Origin of the sequence: Micromonospora sp. NPDC006766, assembly GCF_040636055.1 — a bacterium.
Taxonomy (GTDB): domain Bacteria; phylum Actinomycetota; class Actinomycetes; order Mycobacteriales; family Micromonosporaceae; genus Micromonospora.
In genome coordinates this window covers 65,643-86,125 of the sequence record NZ_JBEYIX010000010.1, presented here as the reverse complement: position 1 = coordinate 86,125, position 20,483 = coordinate 65,643, and the positions used below count along the sequence as shown (strand labels likewise).

Below are 20,483 nucleotides of genomic sequence, written 5' to 3'. Positions count from 1 at the left end.
CCCGCAGGAGCCAGCTTTACGAGACCCGTTCAGAATGACGCTAATCAGGCGGTTTCACTGCCACCTTCGCCGAAACACGCAGGAATTTCGCGAGGACGGATGAAGTTGGACAGAACGCCCCAGCTATCGGGCCAGCCGGGGCTCAGGGCAGCAGCGCGGCGGTCAGCGGGTGCACCGTCTCCTCGATCTCGTCGGCCACCCGGGTGAAGCACTGGTCACCCCGGCCCCACGGATCGTCGAGATCGTCGGAGGGCAGCGACGCGACGCCCTGCCGGGCCGCGTCCACCGCGGCCACCAGGGCCACGCCCCGGGCGTACACCGCCGCCGGGGTGGCCTCGACCGGAGGCAGCCCGGACCGGTCCACCCCGCCCAGCAGCCGGCCGAACTCGCCGAGCACGAACGTGCGGGCGGCGGCGTCCGGCCGCAACGCCACCACGTACTCCTGCTGGTCGGCGGTGGCCGTAAGGACCAGGTCGGCGGCGTCGATGAGGTCGGAACGCAGCTTACGGGCGGCGAAGCCCGCCACGTCACCACCGCGCGAGACGACCTGCCGGGCGGCCGGTGGGTTCATCTCCTCGCCGGCGTGCCAGCCGCCAGTGCCGGCGCTGTGGCTGTGTACCAGCTCGTCAACGCCGGCCGGGTCGACGCCGAGGCGGCGCAGCCGCTCCCGGACGGCGAGCGTCAGCAGTCGCTCGGCCATCGGTGACCGGCAGATGTTGCCCATGCAGACATGCAGGACGGTGAACGGCGGCACTCAGACCCCCCGCTCGTCGAGGATGTCCGGCACCACGTCGCGCAGCTTGTCCAGCGACACGGCACCCTGGCGCAGCACCCGGGGCACCTCACCGGTGAGGTCGACAATGGTGCTGGGCAGCGGATCCAGGGCCGGCCCGGCCTCCAGGTAGGCCCGGACGCCGTAGCCGAGCTGCTCGCGCGCCTCCTCGGCGGTGAGCGCGGCCGGCTGCCCGACCTTGTTGGCCGAGGCCACCGCCATCGGGCCGGTCTCCCGCAGCACCTCCAGCGCCACCGGGTGCAACGGCATCCGCACCGCCACCGTGCCGCTGGTGTCGCCCAGGTCCCACGCGAGGCTCGGCGAGTGCTCCACCACGAGGGTCAGCGCGCCCGGCCAGAACGCCTCGACCAGGTCACGGGCCGCGCGGGGCAGCGAGAAGACCAGGCCGTCAAGGGTGTGCCGGGACCCGATCAGCACCGGGGGCGGCTGTTGGGATCCCTTGGCGTCCGCGAGGGCCCGCACCGCGTACGAGGTGAAGGCGTCGGCGCCGACGCCGTAGACCGTGTCGGTCGGCAGGACGACGAGTTCGCCGTTCTTGACCGCCTCGATGGCAGCGGCGATGCCGCGGTCCCGGTCGGCGGGCGACCGACAGTCGTAGAGCATCACGAGGAGCCAGTCTGCCACGCCGGGTCGGACTCGGCGTGCCGGCCGTCCGCCCGCCGGGACGCGGTCACGAACCGGGGACGCCCGACCAGGTCGTGGTGCTCCTCGACCCGCTCGTACCGGCCGTCGGCGGCGAGCAGCGCGGGCACCGCCGCCCCGTGGGTGTCGTCGTGCTCGACACCGAGCCCGCCACCGGGTCGCAGCAACGCGGCGGCCCGGGCGACCACCGGCCGGATCACGTCCAGCCCGTCCGCGCCGCCGAAGACCGCCTCGTCCGGGTCGTACCCGGCCACCTCGGGCGACACGGCCACCGACCGCGGCACGTACGGCGGGTTGCAGAGCAGCACGTCGACCCGGCCGACCAGGTCGGCGAGGAGTTGCGGGTCGGTGACGTCGGCCGCCACCACCTCCACCGGGGTGTCCCCCGCGGCGGCCCGGTCCGCGGCGTTGCGGCGCAGCCAGGTCAGCGCCGCCGGGGAGCGTTCCACCGCCACCACCCGGGCCTCGGGCAGTTCCTGGGCCACCGCCAGCGCGATCGCGCCGGAGCCGCTGCACAGGTCCACCACCAGCGGGGACCTCCGCCGCCGCCCCTGCTCGACACCCCAGCCGGCGAGCAACTCGGTCTCCGGCCGGGGCACGAACACCCCCGGGCCGACCGCCAGCTCCAGGTGTCGGAAACCGGCAACGCCGGTGAGGTGCTGGAGGGGTTCCCGGGCCACCCGCCGAGCAACCAACGCGTCGAGGCGGCCGCGCTGCTCCGGGGTGAAGCCGTCGGCCAGCGTCAGCCGGCCGCGCGGCACGTCCAGCACGTACGCGGCGAGCTGCTCGGCCTCCGCGCGCGGCGCCTCGATTCCGGCCGCGGCCAGGGCCCGGGCCGTCCGGGCGACCGCCAGTGACGGACGCTCGCGTTCTGTCCCTTCGGACGGGTGTTGCGGGAGGGATGTCACGACATAATCATGAGGCGTCACGGGCCGCCGCACGAGCGGGTGCGCCCGGACGCACAGTGACAGGAGGTCCGAGTGGGTTGGCTCGACCGGGTCGACGACCAGGTTGACGCCCTCCGGCGCGCACGGGCGTTCCAGGAGGTGAGCCGCTCGGCGGAGGCCTGCACCCTCCTCGACGGGGTGATCCGCACCACCACCGACCCGTACGCACGGGCCGACGCGCTGGTCCAGCGCCTCTCCGCGCTGATCAACCTCGGTCGGACGGCCGAGTTCACCCGCGCCGTCGAAGAGGCGTCCGCCGCCGTCCGGGACCTGGCCGAGCCCTACCTGCACGGGCACCTCAACGCCCTGGCGGCGCTCGCCGCGCACCATCAGGGGGCGCTGGACCGCTGCGTGACCCATCTGGTGAGGGCGGCCCGGGCGCTGACCGCCGACGACGATCCGGACCGGGACACCGCCTGGGGCTGGCACGACCTGGCGATGGCCTACTCCTACCTCAGCTTCCACGGCCACGCGCTCGGAGCGATCGAGCGCGCCCGCCAGGTGGGGCTCACCGCCGGCATCCCGGAGGAGGCCTTCGCCGCTCCCGGCATCCGGCTGCGCAACGCGGTCGCGCTGGACCACCACGGCGACAGCGACGGTTGCCTGCGGGTGCTGCGCGATGTGGCCGGCGACTTCAGCCGCTTCCTCGGGCAGGGGCGGGCCGGCAACATCCGACCGAGCAGCCTGGCCGCGTACGGATACGCCGCCGCCCGGCGGGCCGCGCTCGGCGACCGGGTGGAGTCCGGCGGCGACGGCGACCCCGCCCGGCTGCTCGACCACGGCGGGGACAGTGCTCGCGCCCGGGATTTGCGCCAGCTCGGCCAGGTCTGCCTGGCAGTCGCCGACGGCCGGCCGATCGAGGCGGTGGCCCGGCTGGACACCACCCGGGTCTCCGCCGAGACGCTGGGCGCGGCCGAGCCGCTCCGGCTGCGCAGCATCGCGCTGGCCCGGGCCGGTGACCACGCCGGCGCGCACCAGGCCGACCGGCACGCGTTCCGGCTGGCGGCACAACGCAGCGACCGGCTGCGGGACGTCTACATCGACGGCATCGCCGCCCGGATCGACCACGAGGAGATGCGCCGCGAGGCCGCCCGGTACGAGGGTGAGGCGCTCACCGACCCGCTGACCGGGTTGCCCAACCGGCGCCGGCTGGAGCGCTACATCGGGGCGGTGGTGGCCCGGGGCGAGCGGGTGGTGATCGGCGTCTGCGACCTGGACGGCTTCAAGGCGGTGAACACCCGGCACGGCCACCACTCCGGCGACCTGGTGCTGCAACGAATCGCCAGGGTGATCAACCGGGTGATGCGGCGCGGCGACTTCGTGGCCCGCTACGGCGGTGACGAGTTCGTGGTGGTACTGCCCGAGACGGGAATGACCGAGGCGGCCGAGGTGGCCCGCCGGATCCAGGCCGCCGTCCGCACCGAAGACTGGGAGACGCTGGTTCCCGGCACCCCGGTCGGGGTGAGCATCGGCTTCGCCGAGGTCACCGGCGGCTCCGGGGTGAGCATTCGGGAGGCGCTGGGCACCGCGTTCGAGCTCGCCGACCGGGAGATGCTGCGCGCCAAGGACCGCCTCCGCGCCTCCTGACCTCGCCGGCGGGCGGGGGTCAGCGGCGGGAGAGCTCTGTCTCGCCGGCCAGGCGGGCGGCGCGGTCGGCCTCGGTGAGGGCGTCCAGGACCCCGTCCAGCTCACCGGCCAGGGCCAGGTCCAGGTTGTACGCGGTGTAGCCAATCCGGTGGTCGGTGATCCGGTTCTGCGGGAAGTTGTACGTGCGGATCCGTTCCGACCGGTCCACCGTGCGGACCTGTGCCTTGCGGGCGTCCGAGGCGGCCGCGTCGGCCTGCTCCTGCGCGGCGGCCAGCAGTCGGGCGCGCAGGATGCGCAGGGCCTGCTCCCGGTTCTGCAGCTGCGACTTCTCGTTCTGGCAGGAGACCACGATCCCGGTCGGCAGGTGGGTGATCCGGACCGCCGAGTCGGTGGTGTTGACCGACTGCCCGCCGGGGCCGGACGAGCGGAACACGTCGATCCGCAGCTCATTCGGGTCGATGGTGACGTCGACGTCCTCGGCCTCCGGCAGCACCAGCACGCCGGCCGCGCTGGTGTGGATCCGACCCTGCGACTCGGTGACCGGGACGCGCTGCACCCGGTGCACGCCGCCCTCCCACTTGAGCCGGGACCAGACCCCGTTGCCGCCCTCCGGCACACCCTTGGTCTTGATCGCCAGGGAGACGTCCTTGACCCCGCCGAGGTCGGACTCCTGCGAGTCGATCACCTCGGTCGTCCAGCCGTGCCGCTCGGCGTACCGGGTGTACATCCGGAGCAGGTCACCGGCGAAAAGCGCCGACTCCTCGCCGCCCTCGCCGGCCTTGATCTCGACGATGACGTCCTTCGCGTCGTGCGGGTCGCGCGGGATCAGCAGCTCCGCCAGCCGCCCCTCCAGCGCTGGCAGGGACGCGGCGATCGCCTCCGCCTCGGCCGCGAAGGCCGCGTCCTCGACGGCCAGCTCACGGGCGGCGGCCAGGTCGGCCCGGGCCTGCTCCAACTCGCCGGCGGCCTTGTGCAGCGGGACCAACTCCGCGTAGCGCCGGCCGACCCGACGGGCGGTGCCCTGGTCGGCGTGGATGGCGGGGTCGGCCAGCCGCTTCTCCAACTCGGCGTACTCGTCGAGGAGGGTGGCCAGGCGCTCACTGCTCATGCTGCGGATGCTCCTTCGGCGGCGACGAAACTGGACGGCGGTCGGGGTCAACCGGGCGGAAACGGACGAACGCCCGCGTCCGGCGCGCAGCCGGACACGGGCGTCGTCGAAACAGCTACTTGGCCTTCTTGGCCTGAACCTTGGCGTACTTCTGCTGGAACTTCGCGACCCGACCAGCGGTGTCGAGGACGCGCTGCTTGCCGGTGTAGAACGGGTGGCAGGCGCTGCAGGTCTCGACGCTGATCTGACCGCCCTTGGCGGTGCTGCGGGTGGTGAAGGTGCTACCGCAGGAGCAGCGGACCTCGGTGGTCGTGTACTCCGGGTGGATGTTCTGCTTCATTTCGCCTCGGTCCTTTCGTCGGTGGTCGCCGGGTCGCCGTCGCGTGCCCCGTCGTCTCCGCGACGGGCTCGGGCGTGAACCGGAACCGGTGGCCGATTGACCAGTGTGCCATGGCCGTACGCCGACCCGACGAGCGGGCCGCACAGCGGGTCCGACAGGCGCAACGCTCGCATCGAGATAGGCATTCCCGCCGGGTGTGCGGGCATTCCCCCGGCGTACGGTGGGCCCGGCACCGGGATCGGACGGATCGGGGGTGAGCGGGATGTTTCGCCTGATCGCGACCCGCGGGCTGCCCGCCTCCGGCAAGACCACCTTCGCCCGCCGGCTCCAGCCCGACGTGGTCCGCGTCAACCGGGACGACCTGCGCCGGATGATGCACGGTGAGCGGCTCTTCACCCAGTGGGCCGAGGGACAGGTCACCAAGGTCCAGCGGGCGCAGGTGACGGCGCTGCTGGCGGCCAGGGTGAGCGTCTGCGTGGACGACACCAACCTGCGCTCCCGCACCCTGCGCGACTGGGCGGACCTGGCCGAACGGTTCGGCGCCGCGTTCGAGGTGCACGACTTCACCGACGTACCGCTGGAGGAGTGCCTGCGCCGGGACGCCGCGCGGCCGGAGGTCGACCGGGTCGGCGAGGCGGCGATCCGCCGGCTGCACGAGCGCTACCTCGCCAACCGTCCGCTGCCGCTGCCGGTCCCGACCGCCCGCACAGGTGGGCCGGCCCGGGTGGAGCCGGCCCGGAGCGAGCGTCCCGACATCGTGCTGGTCGACATCGACGGCACGGTCGCGCTGAACGTGTCGCGCAGCCCGTACGACATGACCCGGGTCGGACAGGACGTGCCGAACGAGGCGGTGATCGCGGCGGTCCGGGCGATGCACGCGGCCGGGCACGGGGTGATCTTCTGCTCGGGCCGGGACGCCTCAGCCCGAGCCGATACGGTGGCCTGGCTGGACCGGCACGTCAAGGTCCCCTACCTGGCGCTGCACCTACGGGCGGTCGGCGACCACCGCAAGGACTCCGTGGTCAAGCAGGAGATCTACGAACGGGAAATCCGGGACCGGTACCGGGTGGTCGGCGTGTTCGACGACCGGCAGCAGGTGGTCCGAATGTGGCGCTCCCTAGGCCTAACCGTCTTCCAAGTCGCCGACGGCAACTTCTGAACGGAAGGAGGGGCCCCTGTTAACGCCTGCGGTAGAGCAGGGGCCCCTTGTTAACAAGTCTGGCTGAGCCCGTACGCGACGAGGGGCACGACCCGAAGGCCGTGCCCCTCGCGCGCGTCGCTCCTATCGGGTCACTCGCCCGGCGTCGACTTCGCGATCTGCATCAGGAACTCGATGTTGGTCCGGGTGTGCTTGAGCTTGTCCAGCAGCAGGTCCAACGCCGCCTGCGAGTCCAGCGAGTGCAGGACCTTCCGGAGCTTGTGGACGATGGCCAGCTCCTCGGGCGCGAGCAGGACCTCCTCCTTGCGCGTACCGGAGGCATTGATGTCGACCGCGGGGAACGTCCGCTTGTCGGCGATCTTCCGGTCCAGCTTCAGCTCCGCGTTGCCGGTGCCCTTGAACTCCTCGAAGATGACCGTGTCCGCCATGGACCCGGTCTCCACCAGCGCGGTGGCGAGGATCGTCAGGGAACCGCCGTTCTCGATGTTGCGCGCCGCGCCCAGGAAGCGCTTCGGCGGGTAGAGCGCGGTGGAGTCGATACCACCCGACATGATCCGGCCGCTGGCCGGCGCCGCCAGGTTGTACGACCGACCGAGCCGGGTCACCGAGTCGAGCAGCACGACCACGTCGTGCCCCAGCTCGACCAGGCGCTTCGCCCGCTCGATCGCCAGCTCCGCCACCGTCGTGTGGTCCTGCGGCGGACGGTCGAACGTGGCCGCGATGACCTCGCCCTTCACCGACCGCTGCATGTCGGTGACCTCTTCCGGCCGCTCGTCCACCAGCACCACCATCAGGTGGCACTCCGGGTTGTTGCGGGTGATCGCGTTCGCCAGTGCCTGGAGCACCATCGTCTTGCCCGCCTTCGGCGGCGAGACGATCAGCGCCCGCTGGCCCTTGCCGATCGGCATGACCAGGTCGATCACCCGGGTGGTCAGGATGTGCGGCTCGGTCTCCAGCCGCAGCCGCTCCTGGGGGTACAGCGGGGTGAGCTTGTAGAACTCCGGCCGGCGCTTCGCCTCCTCCGGCTCCATCCCGTTGATGGTGTCGAGCCGGACCAGCGGGTTGTACTTGTCGCGCCGTTGCTCTCCCTCGCGGGCGGCCCGCACAGCGCCGGTGATCGCGTCACCGCGGCGCAGGCCGTACTTCTTGATCTGAGACATCGAGACGTACACATCGTTCGGGCCAGCCAGGTAGCCGGTGGTCCGGACGAAGGCGTAGTTGTCGAGCACGTCGATGATGCCGGCGACCGGAACGAGCACGTCGTCCTCGCCGACCTGCGGCTCCCGGCCGCCCTCGCCGCCCTCGGCCCGCTCGCCGCGGCCACGCCGGCGATCCCGGAACCGGCTACGCCGGCCCCGCCGGCCGCCGCCCTCGCCGTCGTCTTCCCCGTCGTGGTCACGCTCGGCGCGCTGGTCACGCTCGGCCCGCTCGCCACGCTCGGCCCGCTGGTCACGCTCACCGCGCTCGGCCCGCTCGCCACGCTCGCCACGCTCGGCCCGCTCACCGCGCTCGGCCCGCTCACCGCGCTCGGCCCGCTGGCCGCGCTCGGCCCGCTCGCCGCGCTCGGCCCGCTCGCCGCGCTCGGCCCGCTCCCGGCCCCGGCCCTCGCCGCGCTCGGCGCCGCGCTCGGTCCGCTCGGCGCCGCGCTCGGTCCGCTCGGCGCCGCGCTCGGTCCGCTCGGCGGTCTCGGCGGGAGCCTCCTCAGTGCGCGTCTCGGCCGGTCGGGCTTCGGTCGTCGGCGCCGCGGCGGCCCGGCCACGCCGGGTACGGGTAGTACGACCCTCGGCCGGTTCGGCGGCCGGCGCCTGCTCGGCGGGCCGAGTCTCGGCCCGCTCCTCGCGTACCTCGGCGTGCACCTCCTCCCGGGCGGGCGTGGTCGCGGCCGCGACCTCGGCTCGTGGTCGAGGGGTCCCGGCGGCGGCGCCGCCCTGCCGCTCGGAGATCGCGGTGATCAGCTCGCCCTTACGCATGCGAGCCGTGCCGGAGATGCCGAGCGACGCGGCCAGGCTCTGCAGCTCTGGCAGCAGCATCGCCGACAGGCCGGTACCGCTGCGCCGGCGGCGCGTGGGGGCGGCGGTGGTGCCTTCGCCAGCGACGTTGGAAACATCCGACGTCACGTCGGTGGTGTCGCTCAATGGATTCCTTCCCTCGATAGGCCGGGGCTGCCCGGAGTCGAAACCAGGTGGCCGGGCGGCCTCGGTGCACCCGCCTCGCATGGACGCTTCGCGGGAGTCTGTGACACAGCAGCCGGTCGATTTCCGACCCACCAGCGTCGGTGAGCAGGTCTTGCCGTCTGCGGCGACCTGTGGAAACTGCGGTGCGGCGTAGGCCTTTGGCAGGGGTGACGGGCTGACCGCCGAGAGCTTCGGGGGTGCGCCGCCCCGCAGGAAGATCGCATGCTTTCGCGGCTGTGCTAAGTCTAGAGCGTAATCAACTCTTCCGACCTGCGGCAACAGGGTCCCGCTCGGCGTGTCCAAGTCTACCCCGGGCAACCCGGGCTCCGCTGACATCTATCGGCAACTCCCAGTGCTGCCAGTCTGTTCCCGCGGCGAATCCCGCGGGCACCTCGGTCAACGCCAGCACGGTCGGGCCCGCGCCACTGACCACGGCTGCCACACCAGCCCCACGCAGCGCGCCGACCAGGGCCGCCGTCCCCGGCATCCCCTCGGCCCGGTAGTCCTGATGCAGCCGATCGACGGTGGCCGGCAGCAACAGCGCCGGATCAGCGGTCAACGCGTGCACCAGCAACGCCGCCCGACCGGCGGTCAGCGCCGCGTCGGCGTGCGGCACGGTGGCGGGCAACGCGGCCCGGGCGGTCGCGGTCAGACCCCGCTCGCCGGGTATGAAGACGGTGGGGCGGACGCTCTCCGCGACGGCCAGCGAGATCGCACGTGCCCCGGCCGGCTCCGTCCAAGCGACCGTGAACCCGCCAAGCAGGCAGGGCGCGACATTGTCCGGGTGGCCCTCGATCTCGGCGGCCAGCCGGAGCGCGCCGGCGTCGTCCAGCCGCGCCGCGCCGTCGTCGACGAGCGCGCGGGCCAGCAGCACCCCGGCGACGATGGCCGCCGAGGACGAACCGAGGCCCCGAGCCTGCGGAATCCGGTTGACGCACTCCACGGCCAGCCCGGGCGGCTGCGTACCGAGCACGTCGAAGGCGGCGCGCATGGACGCCACCACCAGATGCCGGTCGTCTTCCGGCAATTCGCCGGCGCCCTCGCCGGTCACCGTCACGCGAACGTCTCCGGCGGTCACCTCGGCCGCCACGTCGTCGTACAGCCCGAGGGCCAACCCGAGCGAGTCGAAGCCGGGGCCAAGGTTGGCACTCGTGGCGGGCACCCGGACCCGCATCGGACCGGCGGCGAATGTCATCGGCACCGGCTCATGCTATGACCCGACACCGACAGCGCGGCGGTCCGCCCACCGTCGGCGTGAACGGCGGGACGGTCAGGGCGTACGGGTGGGCTCCGCCTCCGCCTGCGGCACCGGGTCGGTGAGCGAGAGCCGCCGGGTGGCGAGCCGCCAGCCCACCGCGTAGACGACGGTGACCAGGCCGCAGCCGGCCAGCACGCTCCGCTCGCTCACCTGGTCCACCAGCAGCGCCACCACGAGCTGGCTGATCGAGATGGCCAGCGTCGCCAACATCATGTCGGTGGCGAACACCCGACCCCGCAACCGGTCCGGCACCTCGCCCTGAAGGGCGTAGTTGGACAGCACCCAGTTGCTGCCGCCGCCGAGATGGGCGAGCAGGACCAGCGCCAACACCAGCGGGAACCAGCCCACCACCGACGCGCCGATGTAGGCCAGGCCGTAGAGGGACATGGACACGGCGAGGCCGGTGAGCAGCCAGGCCCGGTTGGCGAGCACCCGTCTCATCAGGATCGGGCCGACCAGCGCGCCCGCGCCCCGGAAGGCGAAGAGCAGGCCGGTGCCGACGGGACCCACCCCGTACACCCCGGCGAGCAACGGGAAGACGGTGAGCACACCGTTGCCCAGGCCGACCGCCGACTTGACGGTGACCAGTGCCAGCACCCGCGGCCGGTGCGCGATGTAGCGCAGCGCCTCGTGGATCGCCGTCCAGGTGCGCGGGGCGGCGAGCTCCGGGTCGCGGGGCGCCTGCAACGGCCGGCGGATCCGCGCGGCGAGGCCGGCGGCCACGGCCAGGCCGCCCGCCGCCACCCAGAAGCTGACGTACGGGCCGGTGACGTCGCTGAGCATGCCACCGAGCGACGCGCCGACGACAGTCATCGTGCCCCAGGCGGAGCCCGCGACCGCGTTACCGGCGGCCAGGTCCGCCGGGTCGAGCAGGTTGGGCAGGGCGGCCTGGGCCGCTGGCGAGTAGAACGCCTTCGCCACCGCCACAGCCCCGATCGCCACCAGGGCGAGCCACGCCGTACCGGCACTGCGCACCCCGAGCAACAGCAGGATCCCGGCCAGTGCGGCCAGGTTCGCCGCCATCATGATCTTCCGCCGGTCGACCCGGTCGGCGACGGTTCCGGCGTACGGCAGCAGCAGCGCCGTGATACCGGTGTCCACGGCAAGCACCAGGGCACCCCACACCCCGCTGCCGGTCAGCTCCGGCAGGAGCACCAGCAGCGGCACCATGACGAACCAGTCCGCGCCGAAGACCACCAGTTCGGCGAGGAAGAGGTTGCGGAAGTCACGGTTGCGGACGACGACCGAGAGGGTGGGCGACACGCCGGAACCCTACCGGGCCGGCCATCCGGCAGCGGCGTGCCGCATGGTCACGCGGCCCGACGCCGGGCAACGCGGCCCGACGCCGGGCAACGTCACCCGGCGGCGCCGGGTCAGTCGGTGGGTGGCAGCGGGGAGCGACGGCTCTTCGGCAGGCGCAGCACCTCGAACTGGTCCGTACCGTCGATAAGCGCGCCCGACGGGCCCGGCCGGGCCGGCGGCGCGGGTGCCGACGGCGCGTCGGCCTCGGCCGGCGACTCACCGCCGCCGACGGTCACCGGCACCGGCTTCGGGGCTGGTGGCGCCACCGGTGCCGGCGTGCCCCAGCGGCGGTCCCGGCGCCCCCGCAGTGACTCCTTGGTGCGCTCCACCATGGTGTAGAGGGTCGGCACCAGGATCAGCGTCAGCAGCGTCGAGCTGATCAGGCCGCCGATCACCACGATCGCCAGCGGACGGGAGATGAAACCGCCCTGGCCGGTGAGCCCGAACGCCATCGGCAGCAGGGCGAACACGGTGGCGACCGCGGTCATCAGGATCGGCCGCAGCCGCCGGCGACCGCCCTCGACCACCGCCTCGGCGACGCCCATCCCCTGTGCCCGGTACTGGTTGATCAGGTCGAGCAGCACGATCGCGTTCGTCACCACGATGCCGACCAGCATGAGCACGCCGATCAACGCCGGCACGCCCAGCGGCGTCCCGGTGGCCAGCAGCAGCGCGATCGCGCCGGTCGCCGCGAACGGTACGGAGATCAGCAGGATCAGCGCCTGGGTCAGGCTGCGGAACGTGGCAACCATGATCAGGAAGACGATCGCGATCGCGGCCAGCACGGCCAGCCCCAGGTCGGCGAAGGCCTCCTTCTGGTCGGCGCTCACGCCGCCGATGCTGAACGTCGCGCCCGGCACGTCCAGCGCGTCCAGCCGCTGCTGCAGCTCACGGGTGGTGGTGCCGAGGTCCGAGCCGGTGGCCGTACCGGTGACCGAGACGCTGCGCTCGCCGTCGATCCGGGTCACCTGCTGCGGGCCCTCTACCTGGCTGACCGCGGCGATGTCGCCCAGCCTGGCCGGACCCACCGGCAGCGCCCGCAGCTCGTCCATAGTCAGCGGAGGCCGGGCCCCGGTAGCGAGCACCACGTCCTGCGGCGTGCCGTCCAGGGTCACCTGCCCCAACGGGGCCCCCCGGTACGCCTGCGCGACGAGCTGCCCGACAGCCGCCTCGGTGAGCCCGGCCCGGGCCGCGGCGACCCGGTCCACGGTCACCTCAACCCGGGGCACCCGGGTGGCGAGACTGGTGGTGACATCCTCGATGCCGGGCGTATCGGCCACCGCGCTCCGGGCGGCCTCGGCGGCCCGGGTCAGCGTGTCCGAGTCGGCGGCCCGCACGACCACCGCGAGCTGGTTGGCGGAGGCACCGCCCTGCCCGGCGCCGAAGCTCAGCTCGCCCACCTCCGCACCAAGGGCGTCGAACTCCGTGCGCAGGCTCCGCCGGACCGCCGCGGCGTCGGTGTCGCTGGTGAGCGCCACCGAGAAGGAGGCGGTGTTGCCACCGCCGCCACGCGCCCACGGCATGCTGCCGCCGCCGGCCGTGACCTGGTAGGTCTTCACCCCCGGCGTACGCCGAAGCACCTCCTCGACCCGGGCGGCGGCCTGGTCGGTGCCGGTCAGCCCGGTGCCCGCCGGCAGCTCCTGGCGGATGGTCAGAGTGTCCTGGCCGGAGTCGTCCAGGAAATTGGTCTCCAGCTTCTGTGCCAGGCCGAACGTGCCGACCAGCACCAACAGGCCCAGCCCCACGGTGGCCCAGCGGGTGCCCCGGGACCGGGTGGCGAAGCCGATGACCGGCAGGTACGTCCGCTGCAACCGGCTGCGCAGCTCCCGCTCCTCGGCGGCGCGCCGGACCCCGGCCTCGTCCGCGCCACCGCTGGGCGGCTTGAGGAACCAGTACGCGAGCACCGGGATCACGGTCAGCGACACCAGTAGCGAGGCGAGCAGGGCCACCGTAACGGTGATCGCGAACGGCGCGAAGAGCTGCCCGACGAAGCCGCCCACCAGCGCGATCGGCGCGAAGACGGCGACCGTGGTCAGCGTGGAGGCGGTCACCGCGCCGGCCACCTCGCGGACCGCGCCGAGGATGGCGGACCGCTTCGGCTCGCCGTACTCCAGGTGCCGCTTGATGTTCTCCAGCACCACGATGGAGTCGTCGACGACCCGGCCGACGGCGATGGTCAACGCGCCGAGGGTGAGCAGGTTGAGCGAGTGTCCGTCGGCCCAGAGCACGAGCAGCGCGACCAGCACCGACAGCGGGATGGAGACCGCGGTGACCACGGTGGAGCGGATCGAGAGCAGGAAGACCAGGATCACCACGACCGCCATCAGCAGGCCCAGCAGGCCCTCGGTGGTCAGGCTCTCGATGGAGCGCTCGACGAACGGCGCCTGGTCGAAGACCACGGTCAGTTCGGCCCCGGAGGCGGCCCTCAGCGCGTCGAGGCGGTCCCGGATGTCGTGCGAGATGCGGACCGCGTTGCCGTCCGGCGTGGCGGTGACGGCGATGCCCAGGCTGGGCTTGCCGTTGGTCCGGGTGAAGCCGGTGGCCGGGGCGAGCTGCTGCTCAACCTGGGCCACGTCGCCGAGGCGTACCGGGGCGGCGGGGGCGGTGGAAAGCACGATGCCACGCAGCTCGTCCACGGTCCGGATCGGGCTGCCCACCTGCACCGGGAGCGACTTGCCGTCGTCGGCCACCGCGCCCGCCGGCACCACGACACCGTTGGTCCGCAGCGCCTGGCCGATCGCGGTGGGGGCCAGCCGGGCCGCGGCCAGCTTCGCCGGGTCGGGGGTGATCAGCACGACCGGGTCGCGGGTGCCGGTCACCGCGACGGTGCGTACCCCGTCCAGGCCCTCGAGCTCGGGTACGACGTTGCGGCGCAGCTTCTCCGCCAGGGCCTGCTCGTCGTCGCCGCCGGTCGCGGCGACCACCACGACGGGCAGGTCGTCGGTGCTGCCGGCGATGACCTGCGGGTTGACTCCCTCGGGAAGCTGCCCGCCGAGGCGGTTCAAAGCCGTCTGCATCTTGTTGACCACGTCGTCCAGGTTGGTGCCGAACGCGTACTGCACCTGGACGGTGGTGGAGCCCTCACGCGAGGTCGAGGTGACCTTCTCCAGCCCCGGAATGCCCTGAAGACTGTTCTCGATCGGCTCGGTGACCTGGGACTCGACGATCTCCGGCGCGGCGCCCGGATAGGTCGCCACGATGAACGCGGCGGGAAACTCCAGCGACGGCAGGAGCTGCTGCTTCAGCGACGGCACGGCGAACGCCCCGAACGCCGTGGTAACCAGCGCGATGAGGGCGACCAGCCCTCGGTTGGCGAGGCTGAATCTGGCGAGCAGCGACATCGGCGTGACTCACTCCTGGAATGGATTCGGCGGTGTCCACAAAGTCTCCCCCACCCCACCACGCTCCCCACCCCCACCCCACCCCCACCTCACGCTCAGGCCTCCCCTCCCACGGTTGATCATGAGCTTAGCGGTCACGGGAGCGCTCCCATGCGTCGTGAACGTCATGATCAACCCAGCCTGGCGGGCGGGGTGGAGGTGGGTGGGTCAGGCTAGGTCTAGGGAGCGGGCGGCAGCCAGGGAATCGTTGGCGATGGTCACCGGGGCGGGGGCCGTCGAGATGGCCCATTCGGGGTCCTTGAGGCCGTGACCGGTCACCGTGCAGACCACCGTGGACCCGGCCGGCACCTGGCCGGCGTCGGCCTGCTGAAGCAGGCCGGCGACGCTGGCCGCACTGCCCAACTCGACGAAGACGCCCACCTCGCGGGCGAGCAGCCGGTACGCCGCCAGGATCTCCCGATCGGTGACCGCCTCGATCAGACCGCCCGAGGCGTCCCGGGCGTCGATCGCCTTGGTCCAGCTCGCCGGATTGCCGATCCGGATGGCGGTGGCGATGGTCGACGGCTCCAATACCGCCAGCCCGCTGACCAGGGGAGCCGCGCCGGCCGCCTGGAAGCCGTACATCTTCGGGGCCTTCGTGGCCCGGCCCGCGCGCAGGTCCTCGGAGTAGCCCATCCAGTACGCCGAAATGTTGCCGGCGTTGCCGACCGGCAGGCAGTGGATGTCGGGGGCGTCGCCGAGCGCCTCGACGATCTCGAAGGCGGCGGTCTTCTGCCCGTGCAGCCGGTCGATGTTGACCGAGTTGACCAGGGCGACCGGATAGTCCTGGGCGAGTTTGCCGGCGAGCGCCAGGCAGTCGTCGAAGTTGCCCTGCACCTGGAGCAGCTTGGCGCCGTGCACCAGTGCCTGGGCCAGCTTGCCCAGCGCGATCTTGCCCTGGGGCACCAGCACCGCGCAGGTGATCCCGGCCCGGGCCGCGTACGCCGCGGCGGAGGCGCTGGTGTTGCCGGTGGAGGCGCAGATGATCGCCTTGTCACCGGCCTCGACGGCCTTGGAGACGGCGACCGTCATGCCGCGGTCCTTGAACGAGCCGGTCGGGTTGGCCCCCTCCACCTTCAGCCACACGTCCGCGCCGAGCCGGGCGGAGAGCACCGGCGCCGGAAGCAGCGGGGTGTTCCCCTCGTGCAGCGTGATCACCGGGGTCGCGTCGGTCACCGGCAGCCGGTCCCGGTACGTCTCGATCAGGCCGCGCCACATGTCGCTCTCCTCGCCTTGACCGCCCCGCCTCGCGTCAGGGCCCCTACCAGCATGGGCCAGCCGCTCGGACCGGCCGCCGGCAGGCTCTTGATCAACCATAAAGCGGGACGCCGAGGCTACGCCTCGCCCTCGACCCGCAGCACGCTGGCCACCGAGCGGACGATGGCCAGCCCGCGCAACTCCCGGACGGTGGCCGCGAGCGCGGCATCCGGCGCCACGTGGGTGACGATGACCAGCTCGGCGTCCTCGCCCCGGCCGGCCGGGCCGCCGCCCGCCGGGCCCTGCCGCACGGTGGCGATGGAAACCTCGTGTCGGGCGAAAACGCCGGCCACCGCCGCCAGCACACCCGGCCGGTCGGCCACGTCCAGGCTGATGTGGTAGCGGGTGAGCGCCTCCCCCATCGGCCGCACCGACAGGTCCGCGTACGCCGACTCGCTGGCCGCGTGCACCCCGGCGAGGCGGTGGCGGGCCACCGCCACCACATCGCCGAGCACCGCGCTGGCGGTCGGCGCGCCGCCCGCGCCCCGGCCGTAGAACATGAGCTGCCCGGCCGCCTCGGCCTCCACGAAGACCGCGTTGAACGCGTCGCCGACGCTGGCCAGCGGGTGGGTCCGCGGGATCATCGCCGGGTGCACCCGGACGCTGACCGTCTCGCGGCCCGCCGCGTCGGCGCCCCGGGCGGCGATGCAGAGCAGTTTGATCGTGCAGCCCATCGCCTTGGCGCTGGCCACGTCGGCCGCGGTCACCTCGGTGATGCCCTCGCGGTGCACGTCGGCGGCGGTGACCCGGGTGTGGAACGCCAGAGAGGCGAGGATGGCGGCCTTGGCGGCGGCGTCGAAGCCCTCCACGTCGGCCGTCGGGTCGGCCTCGGCATACCCCAGCTCGGTGGCCTCCTCCAGGGCCTCGGCGAAGCCGGCGCCGGTGGCGTCCATGGCGGAGAGGATGAAGTTGGTGGTGCCGTTGACGATGCCGGTGACCCGGTTGATCCGGTCGCCGTGCAGCGACTCGCGCAGCGGACGCAGCAGCGGGATGGCCCCGGCGACGCTCGCCTCGTAGTAGAGGTCGGCGCCGCCCTCGGCGGCGGCGTCGTGCAGCGTCGCACCGTCCTCGGCGAGCAGCGCCTTGTTGGCGGTGACCACGCTCTTGCCCGCGCGCAGCGCCTCGACCAGCCAGCCGCGGGCCGGCTCGATCCCGCCGACCACCTCCACCACGATGTCCACGTCGTCCCGCTTGATCAGCCCGAGCGGGTCGGTGGTGAACAGCGCCGGGTCGATCGGCAGGTCGCCGCGATCACGGCCGAGCCGGCGTACGGCGATCCCGGCGATCTCCAACGGGGCGCCGATCCGGGCGGCGAGGTCGGCCGACTGCTCGTGCAGCAGCCGCACCACGTCGCTGCCGACCGTGCCGCAGCCGAGCAGCGCCAAGCGAACGGGTGAGGTCATCCGACATCCAATGCGAGCAGGTCCGCTTCGGTCTCCCGGCGAACGATCAGCCGGGCCCGACCGTCGCGGACGGCGACGACCGGGGGCCGTGGGACGTGGTTGTAGTTGCTGGCCATGCTCCGGCAATATGCCCCCGTGCCGGGCACCGCGACAAGATCTCCGGGCTGCACGTCAGCGGGCAGGAATTCATCCTTCACCACGATGTCCCCGGACTCACAATGCTTTCCCACCACGCGGGCGAGCAGCGGCTCCGCCGTCGAGGCCCGGTTGGCCACCGTCGCCGAGTAGGACGCGTCGTAGAGCGCGGTGCGGATGTTGTCGCTCATCCCACCGTCGACGCTCACGTACGTCCGCAAGCCGTCAACGTCCTTCACGGTGCCGACCTCGTAGAGGGTGAACACGGCAGGGCCGACGATGGCCCGCCCCGGCTCGATGGACAGGTGCGGCACGGCCAGCTTCTCGACGGCGCACTCCCCGTCGACGATCTTGCGCAGCCGCTTGGCCAGCTCGTGCGGCGCGGCCGGGTCGTCCTGGGTGGTGTACGCGATGCCGAAACCGCCGCCCAGGTCCAGCTCGGGCAGCTCCACCCCGCGCGCGTCGCGGATCTGCGCCTGCAGGCCGAGCACCCGGCGGGCGGAGACCTCGAAGCCGCTGGCGTCGAAGATCTGCGAGCCGATGTGCGAGTGCAGCCCGCGCAGCTCGAGCACGCCCTCGTCGAGGATCTTGAAGGCCGCCGCCGCGGCCGCCCCGCCAGCCAGGGAGAAGCCGAACTTCTGGTCCTCGTGCGCGGTGGCGATGAACTCGTGGGTGTGCGCCTCCACCCCGACGGTGACCCGGACCAGCACCTTGGGGCGTACCCCGCGCTCGCGGGCGAGCGCGGTGAGCCGGTCGATCTCGGCGAACGAGTCGACGATGATCCGGCCCACCCCGGCGTCGACCGCCCGAATCAGCTCGGCCACCGACTTGTTGTTGCCGTGGAAGCCGATCCGTTCCGGGGGCATCCCCGCCGACAGCGCGGTGGCCAGCTCACCGCCGGTGCAGACGTCGAGGAAGAGGCCCTCCTCGGCGATCACGCGGACCACCGCGCGGCAGAGGAACGCCTTGCCGGCGTAGTAGACGTCGGCGTCCGGGAAGGCGGCCCGGAACTCGCGGCAGCGCTCGCGCAGGTCGTCCTCGTCCAGCACGTACGCCGGGGTGCCGAACTCGGCGGCCAGGTCGCGGACGTCCAGGCCGGCGACCGCCAGCGCGCCGCCGGCGCCGCGCGTCACGTGCCGCGGCCACAGCTGCGGCACCAGGGCGTTGACGTCGATCGGGGTACGCAGCCAGGCCGGCCCCCGGTGGCCGATCTCGCCGTGCAGGGCACCGGCCTCGTGCGCGCGCATCGGTCGCTACATCCTTTCCGGGGCGGAGACGCCGAGCAGGTGCAGACCGTTGGCGATGACCACCCGCGTCGCGTCGTTGAGCCAGAGCCGAGCCCGGTGCAGGTCGGTGACCTCCTCGTCGCCGCGCGGCAGGATCCGGCAGTTGTCGTAGAACCGGTGGTACGCCCCGGCCAGCCGCTCCAAATAGCGGGCGACCAGGTGCGGCCCGCGCAGCTCGGCCGCCGAGGACACCACGGCGGGGAACTCGGCGAGCGCCTTGAGCAGCTCGTTCTCCTTCTCGTGGGAGAGCAGCTCGGCACGGAAGTCGACGGCGTCGCCCCGGGCCAGCCCCACCTCGGCGGCGTTACGCCCGACGCTGGCGGTGCGGGCGGCGACGTACTGCACGTAGTAGACCGGGTTGTCGCGGGTGGCCCGGGTCCACAGCTCCACGTCGATGTCGATCGGCGAGTCGCTGGAGTAGCGGGCCAGCGCGTAGCGGGAGGCGTCGACGCCGATCGCGTCGACCAGGTCCTCCAGGGTGACCACGGTGCCGGCCCGCTTGCTCATCCGCACCGGGGCGCCGTCGCGGACCAGGTTGACCATCTGACCGATGAGGATCTCGAGGTTCACTTCCGGGTCGTCGCCGAAGCAGGCGGCCATCGCCTTCATCCGGCCGATGTAGCCGTGGTGGTCGGCGCCCAGCATGATCACCACGCGCTCGAAGCCGCGCTCGCGCTTGTCGAGGTAGTAGGCGCAGTCGGCGGCGAAGTAGGTCCATTCGCCGTTGGACTTGCGCAGCACCCGGTCCTTGTCGTCGCCGAAGTCGGTGGTGCGCAGCCAGGTCGCGCCCTCGGACTCGAAGGTGTGCCCCTGCTCGCGCAGCCGCGCGAGGGCCTGGTCCAGCTCGCCGCGCTCGTGCAGGTCCTTCTCGTTGAAGTAGGTGTCGAACTCGACGCCGAAGTCGCGCAGCGACGACTTGATCTCGGCGAACATCAGCTCGACGCCCTCGACCCGGAACACCTCCTGGGCGGCGGCGTCGTCCAGCTGGCGCACCCCCGGCCGGCGCTGGACCACCTCGGTCGCGATCTCCGCGATGTACGCGCCGCCGTAGCCGTCCTCGGGGGCCGGCTCGCCCTGGGCCGCGGCGAGCAGCGAGCGGGCGAACCGGTCGATCTGCGAGCCGGCGTCGTTGAAATAGTATTCGGTGCCGACCTCGGCGCCGGTGGCGCGGAGCAGCCGGCTGAGCGCGTCGCCGACGGCCGCCCAGCGGACCCCGCCGATGTGCACCGGGCCGGTCGGGTTCGCCGAGACGAACTCCAGGTTGATCTTCTGGCCGGCGAGGGTGTCGCTGCGGCCGTACGCCGGGCCGGCCTCGACGATGACCTTGGCGAGCTGGCCGGCGGCGGCCGCGTCGAGCCGGATGTTCAGGAAGCCCGGGCCGGCGATCTCCACCGACTTGATCCCCGGCGCCCGCCCGAGCTGTTCGGCCAGGGCGGCGGCCAGCTCCCGCGGGGGTACGCCCACCTTCTTGCTGAGCTGCAGCGCCAGCGTCGAGGCGTAGTCGCCGTGCTCGGGGTTACGGGGTCGCTCGACGGTGGTCTGCGCGGGCAGCGCGGAGCGGTCCAGGCCCCGGTCGGCGAAGACGGCATGGGCTGCGGAGAGGACGACCTCGGCGAGTTCTGCGGGAGTCACCGATCCATGGTATCGGGGTTAGACTCGGGCACCGCGGCAGCGACCAGCATATGAATCTGGCCGCGGCTCCCCTGACCGAC

15 protein-coding genes are annotated in these 20,483 nt (G+C 72.8%); 2 read left to right on the top strand and 13 right to left on the bottom strand.

The window, feature by feature from the left end; genetic code table 11:
- Positions 1-142 precede the first annotated feature (142 nt).
- Genes ABZ671_RS13055 through prmC form a run of 3 tightly spaced genes read right to left on the bottom strand, consistent with a single transcriptional unit; the run spans position 143 to position 2,343 of the window.
- Complete coding sequence (locus ABZ671_RS13055; RefSeq protein ID WP_357855972.1) at positions 143-754, bottom strand: phosphotyrosine protein phosphatase; 612 nt, start codon at positions 752-754, stop codon at positions 143-145.
- Positions 755-1,396: an L-threonylcarbamoyladenylate synthase gene (locus ABZ671_RS13050; RefSeq protein WP_357856143.1), complete on the bottom strand. Its 642-nt coding sequence runs from the start codon at positions 1,394-1,396 to the stop codon at positions 755-757. It abuts the gene before it with no gap.
- The gene (prmC, locus tag ABZ671_RS13045) at positions 1,396-2,343 is read right to left on the bottom strand and encodes a peptide chain release factor N(5)-glutamine methyltransferase (RefSeq protein WP_357855969.1); all 948 of its coding nucleotides are present in this window, start codon (positions 2,341-2,343) and stop codon (positions 1,396-1,398) included. Before prmC ends, ABZ671_RS13050 begins: the two co-directional genes overlap by 1 nt.
- Before the next feature lie 72 nt (positions 2,344-2,415).
- On the opposite strand from prmC, the gene ABZ671_RS13040 reads away from it, so the two are divergent.
- The gene (locus tag ABZ671_RS13040) at positions 2,416-3,969 is read left to right on the top strand and encodes a GGDEF domain-containing protein (protein WP_357855966.1); all 1,554 of its coding nucleotides are present in this window, start codon (positions 2,416-2,418) and stop codon (positions 3,967-3,969) included.
- Between the two features lie 19 nt (positions 3,970-3,988).
- Here ABZ671_RS13040 and prfA read toward each other — a convergent pair whose 3' ends face one another.
- Both prfA and rpmE read right to left on the bottom strand, forming a co-directional pair.
- A complete protein-coding gene (prfA, locus tag ABZ671_RS13035) occupies positions 3,989-5,077 on the bottom strand; it encodes a peptide chain release factor 1 (RefSeq protein WP_357855963.1) in 1,089 nt (362 codons plus the stop codon).
- A 115-nt stretch (positions 5,078-5,192) separates the two neighbouring features.
- Positions 5,193-5,417 carry a 50S ribosomal protein L31 gene (rpmE, locus tag ABZ671_RS13030; RefSeq protein WP_357855960.1) on the bottom strand — a complete coding sequence of 75 codons (225 nt, stop codon included), beginning with the start codon at positions 5,415-5,417 and terminating at the stop codon, positions 5,193-5,195.
- Between the two features lie 262 nt (positions 5,418-5,679).
- Between rpmE and ABZ671_RS13025 the strand changes: the two genes are divergently transcribed.
- Positions 5,680-6,576, top strand: coding sequence for an AAA family ATPase (locus tag ABZ671_RS13025; protein WP_357856140.1), 897 nt, complete (start codon positions 5,680-5,682; stop codon positions 6,574-6,576).
- A gap of 131 nt (positions 6,577-6,707) precedes the next feature.
- Here the strand turns inward: ABZ671_RS13025 and rho are convergent, their stop codons facing one another.
- From rho to argS, 8 genes are all read right to left on the bottom strand, one after another.
- Positions 6,708-8,711 carry a transcription termination factor Rho gene (rho, locus tag ABZ671_RS13020; protein ID WP_357855955.1) on the bottom strand — a complete coding sequence of 668 codons (2,004 nt, stop codon included), beginning with the start codon at positions 8,709-8,711 and terminating at the stop codon, positions 6,708-6,710.
- 295 nt (positions 8,712-9,006) lie between these two features.
- Positions 9,007-9,945 carry a homoserine kinase gene (gene thrB / locus ABZ671_RS13015; RefSeq protein ID WP_357856137.1) on the bottom strand — a complete coding sequence of 313 codons (939 nt, stop codon included), beginning with the start codon at positions 9,943-9,945 and terminating at the stop codon, positions 9,007-9,009.
- Positions 9,946-10,020: 75 nt separating this feature from the next.
- The gene (locus ABZ671_RS13010) at positions 10,021-11,271 is read right to left on the bottom strand and encodes an MFS transporter (RefSeq protein WP_357855952.1); all 1,251 of its coding nucleotides are present in this window, start codon (positions 11,269-11,271) and stop codon (positions 10,021-10,023) included.
- 110 nt (positions 11,272-11,381) lie between these two features.
- Entirely contained in the window at positions 11,382-14,651 is a 3,270-nt protein-coding gene (locus tag ABZ671_RS13005; RefSeq protein ID WP_357855949.1) for an efflux RND transporter permease subunit, read from the bottom strand.
- A 207-nt stretch (positions 14,652-14,858) separates the two neighbouring features.
- On the bottom strand, positions 14,859-15,908 hold the full coding sequence (thrC, locus tag ABZ671_RS13000) for a threonine synthase (RefSeq protein ID WP_357855946.1): 1,050 nt from the start codon (positions 15,906-15,908) through the stop codon (positions 14,859-14,861).
- Positions 15,909-16,024: 116 nt separating this feature from the next.
- A complete protein-coding gene (locus ABZ671_RS12995; protein ID WP_357855943.1) occupies positions 16,025-17,350 on the bottom strand; it encodes a homoserine dehydrogenase in 1,326 nt (441 codons plus the stop codon).
- The gene (gene lysA, locus ABZ671_RS12990; RefSeq protein ID WP_357855940.1) at positions 17,347-18,732 is read right to left on the bottom strand and encodes a diaminopimelate decarboxylase; all 1,386 of its coding nucleotides are present in this window, start codon (positions 18,730-18,732) and stop codon (positions 17,347-17,349) included. The genes ABZ671_RS12995 and lysA overlap by 4 nt, the downstream gene beginning before the upstream one ends.
- A 6-nt stretch (positions 18,733-18,738) precedes the next feature.
- Positions 18,739-20,403 carry an arginine--tRNA ligase gene (gene argS, locus ABZ671_RS12985; RefSeq protein WP_357855937.1) on the bottom strand — a complete coding sequence of 555 codons (1,665 nt, stop codon included), beginning with the start codon at positions 20,401-20,403 and terminating at the stop codon, positions 18,739-18,741.
- Positions 20,404-20,483 lie beyond the last annotated feature (80 nt).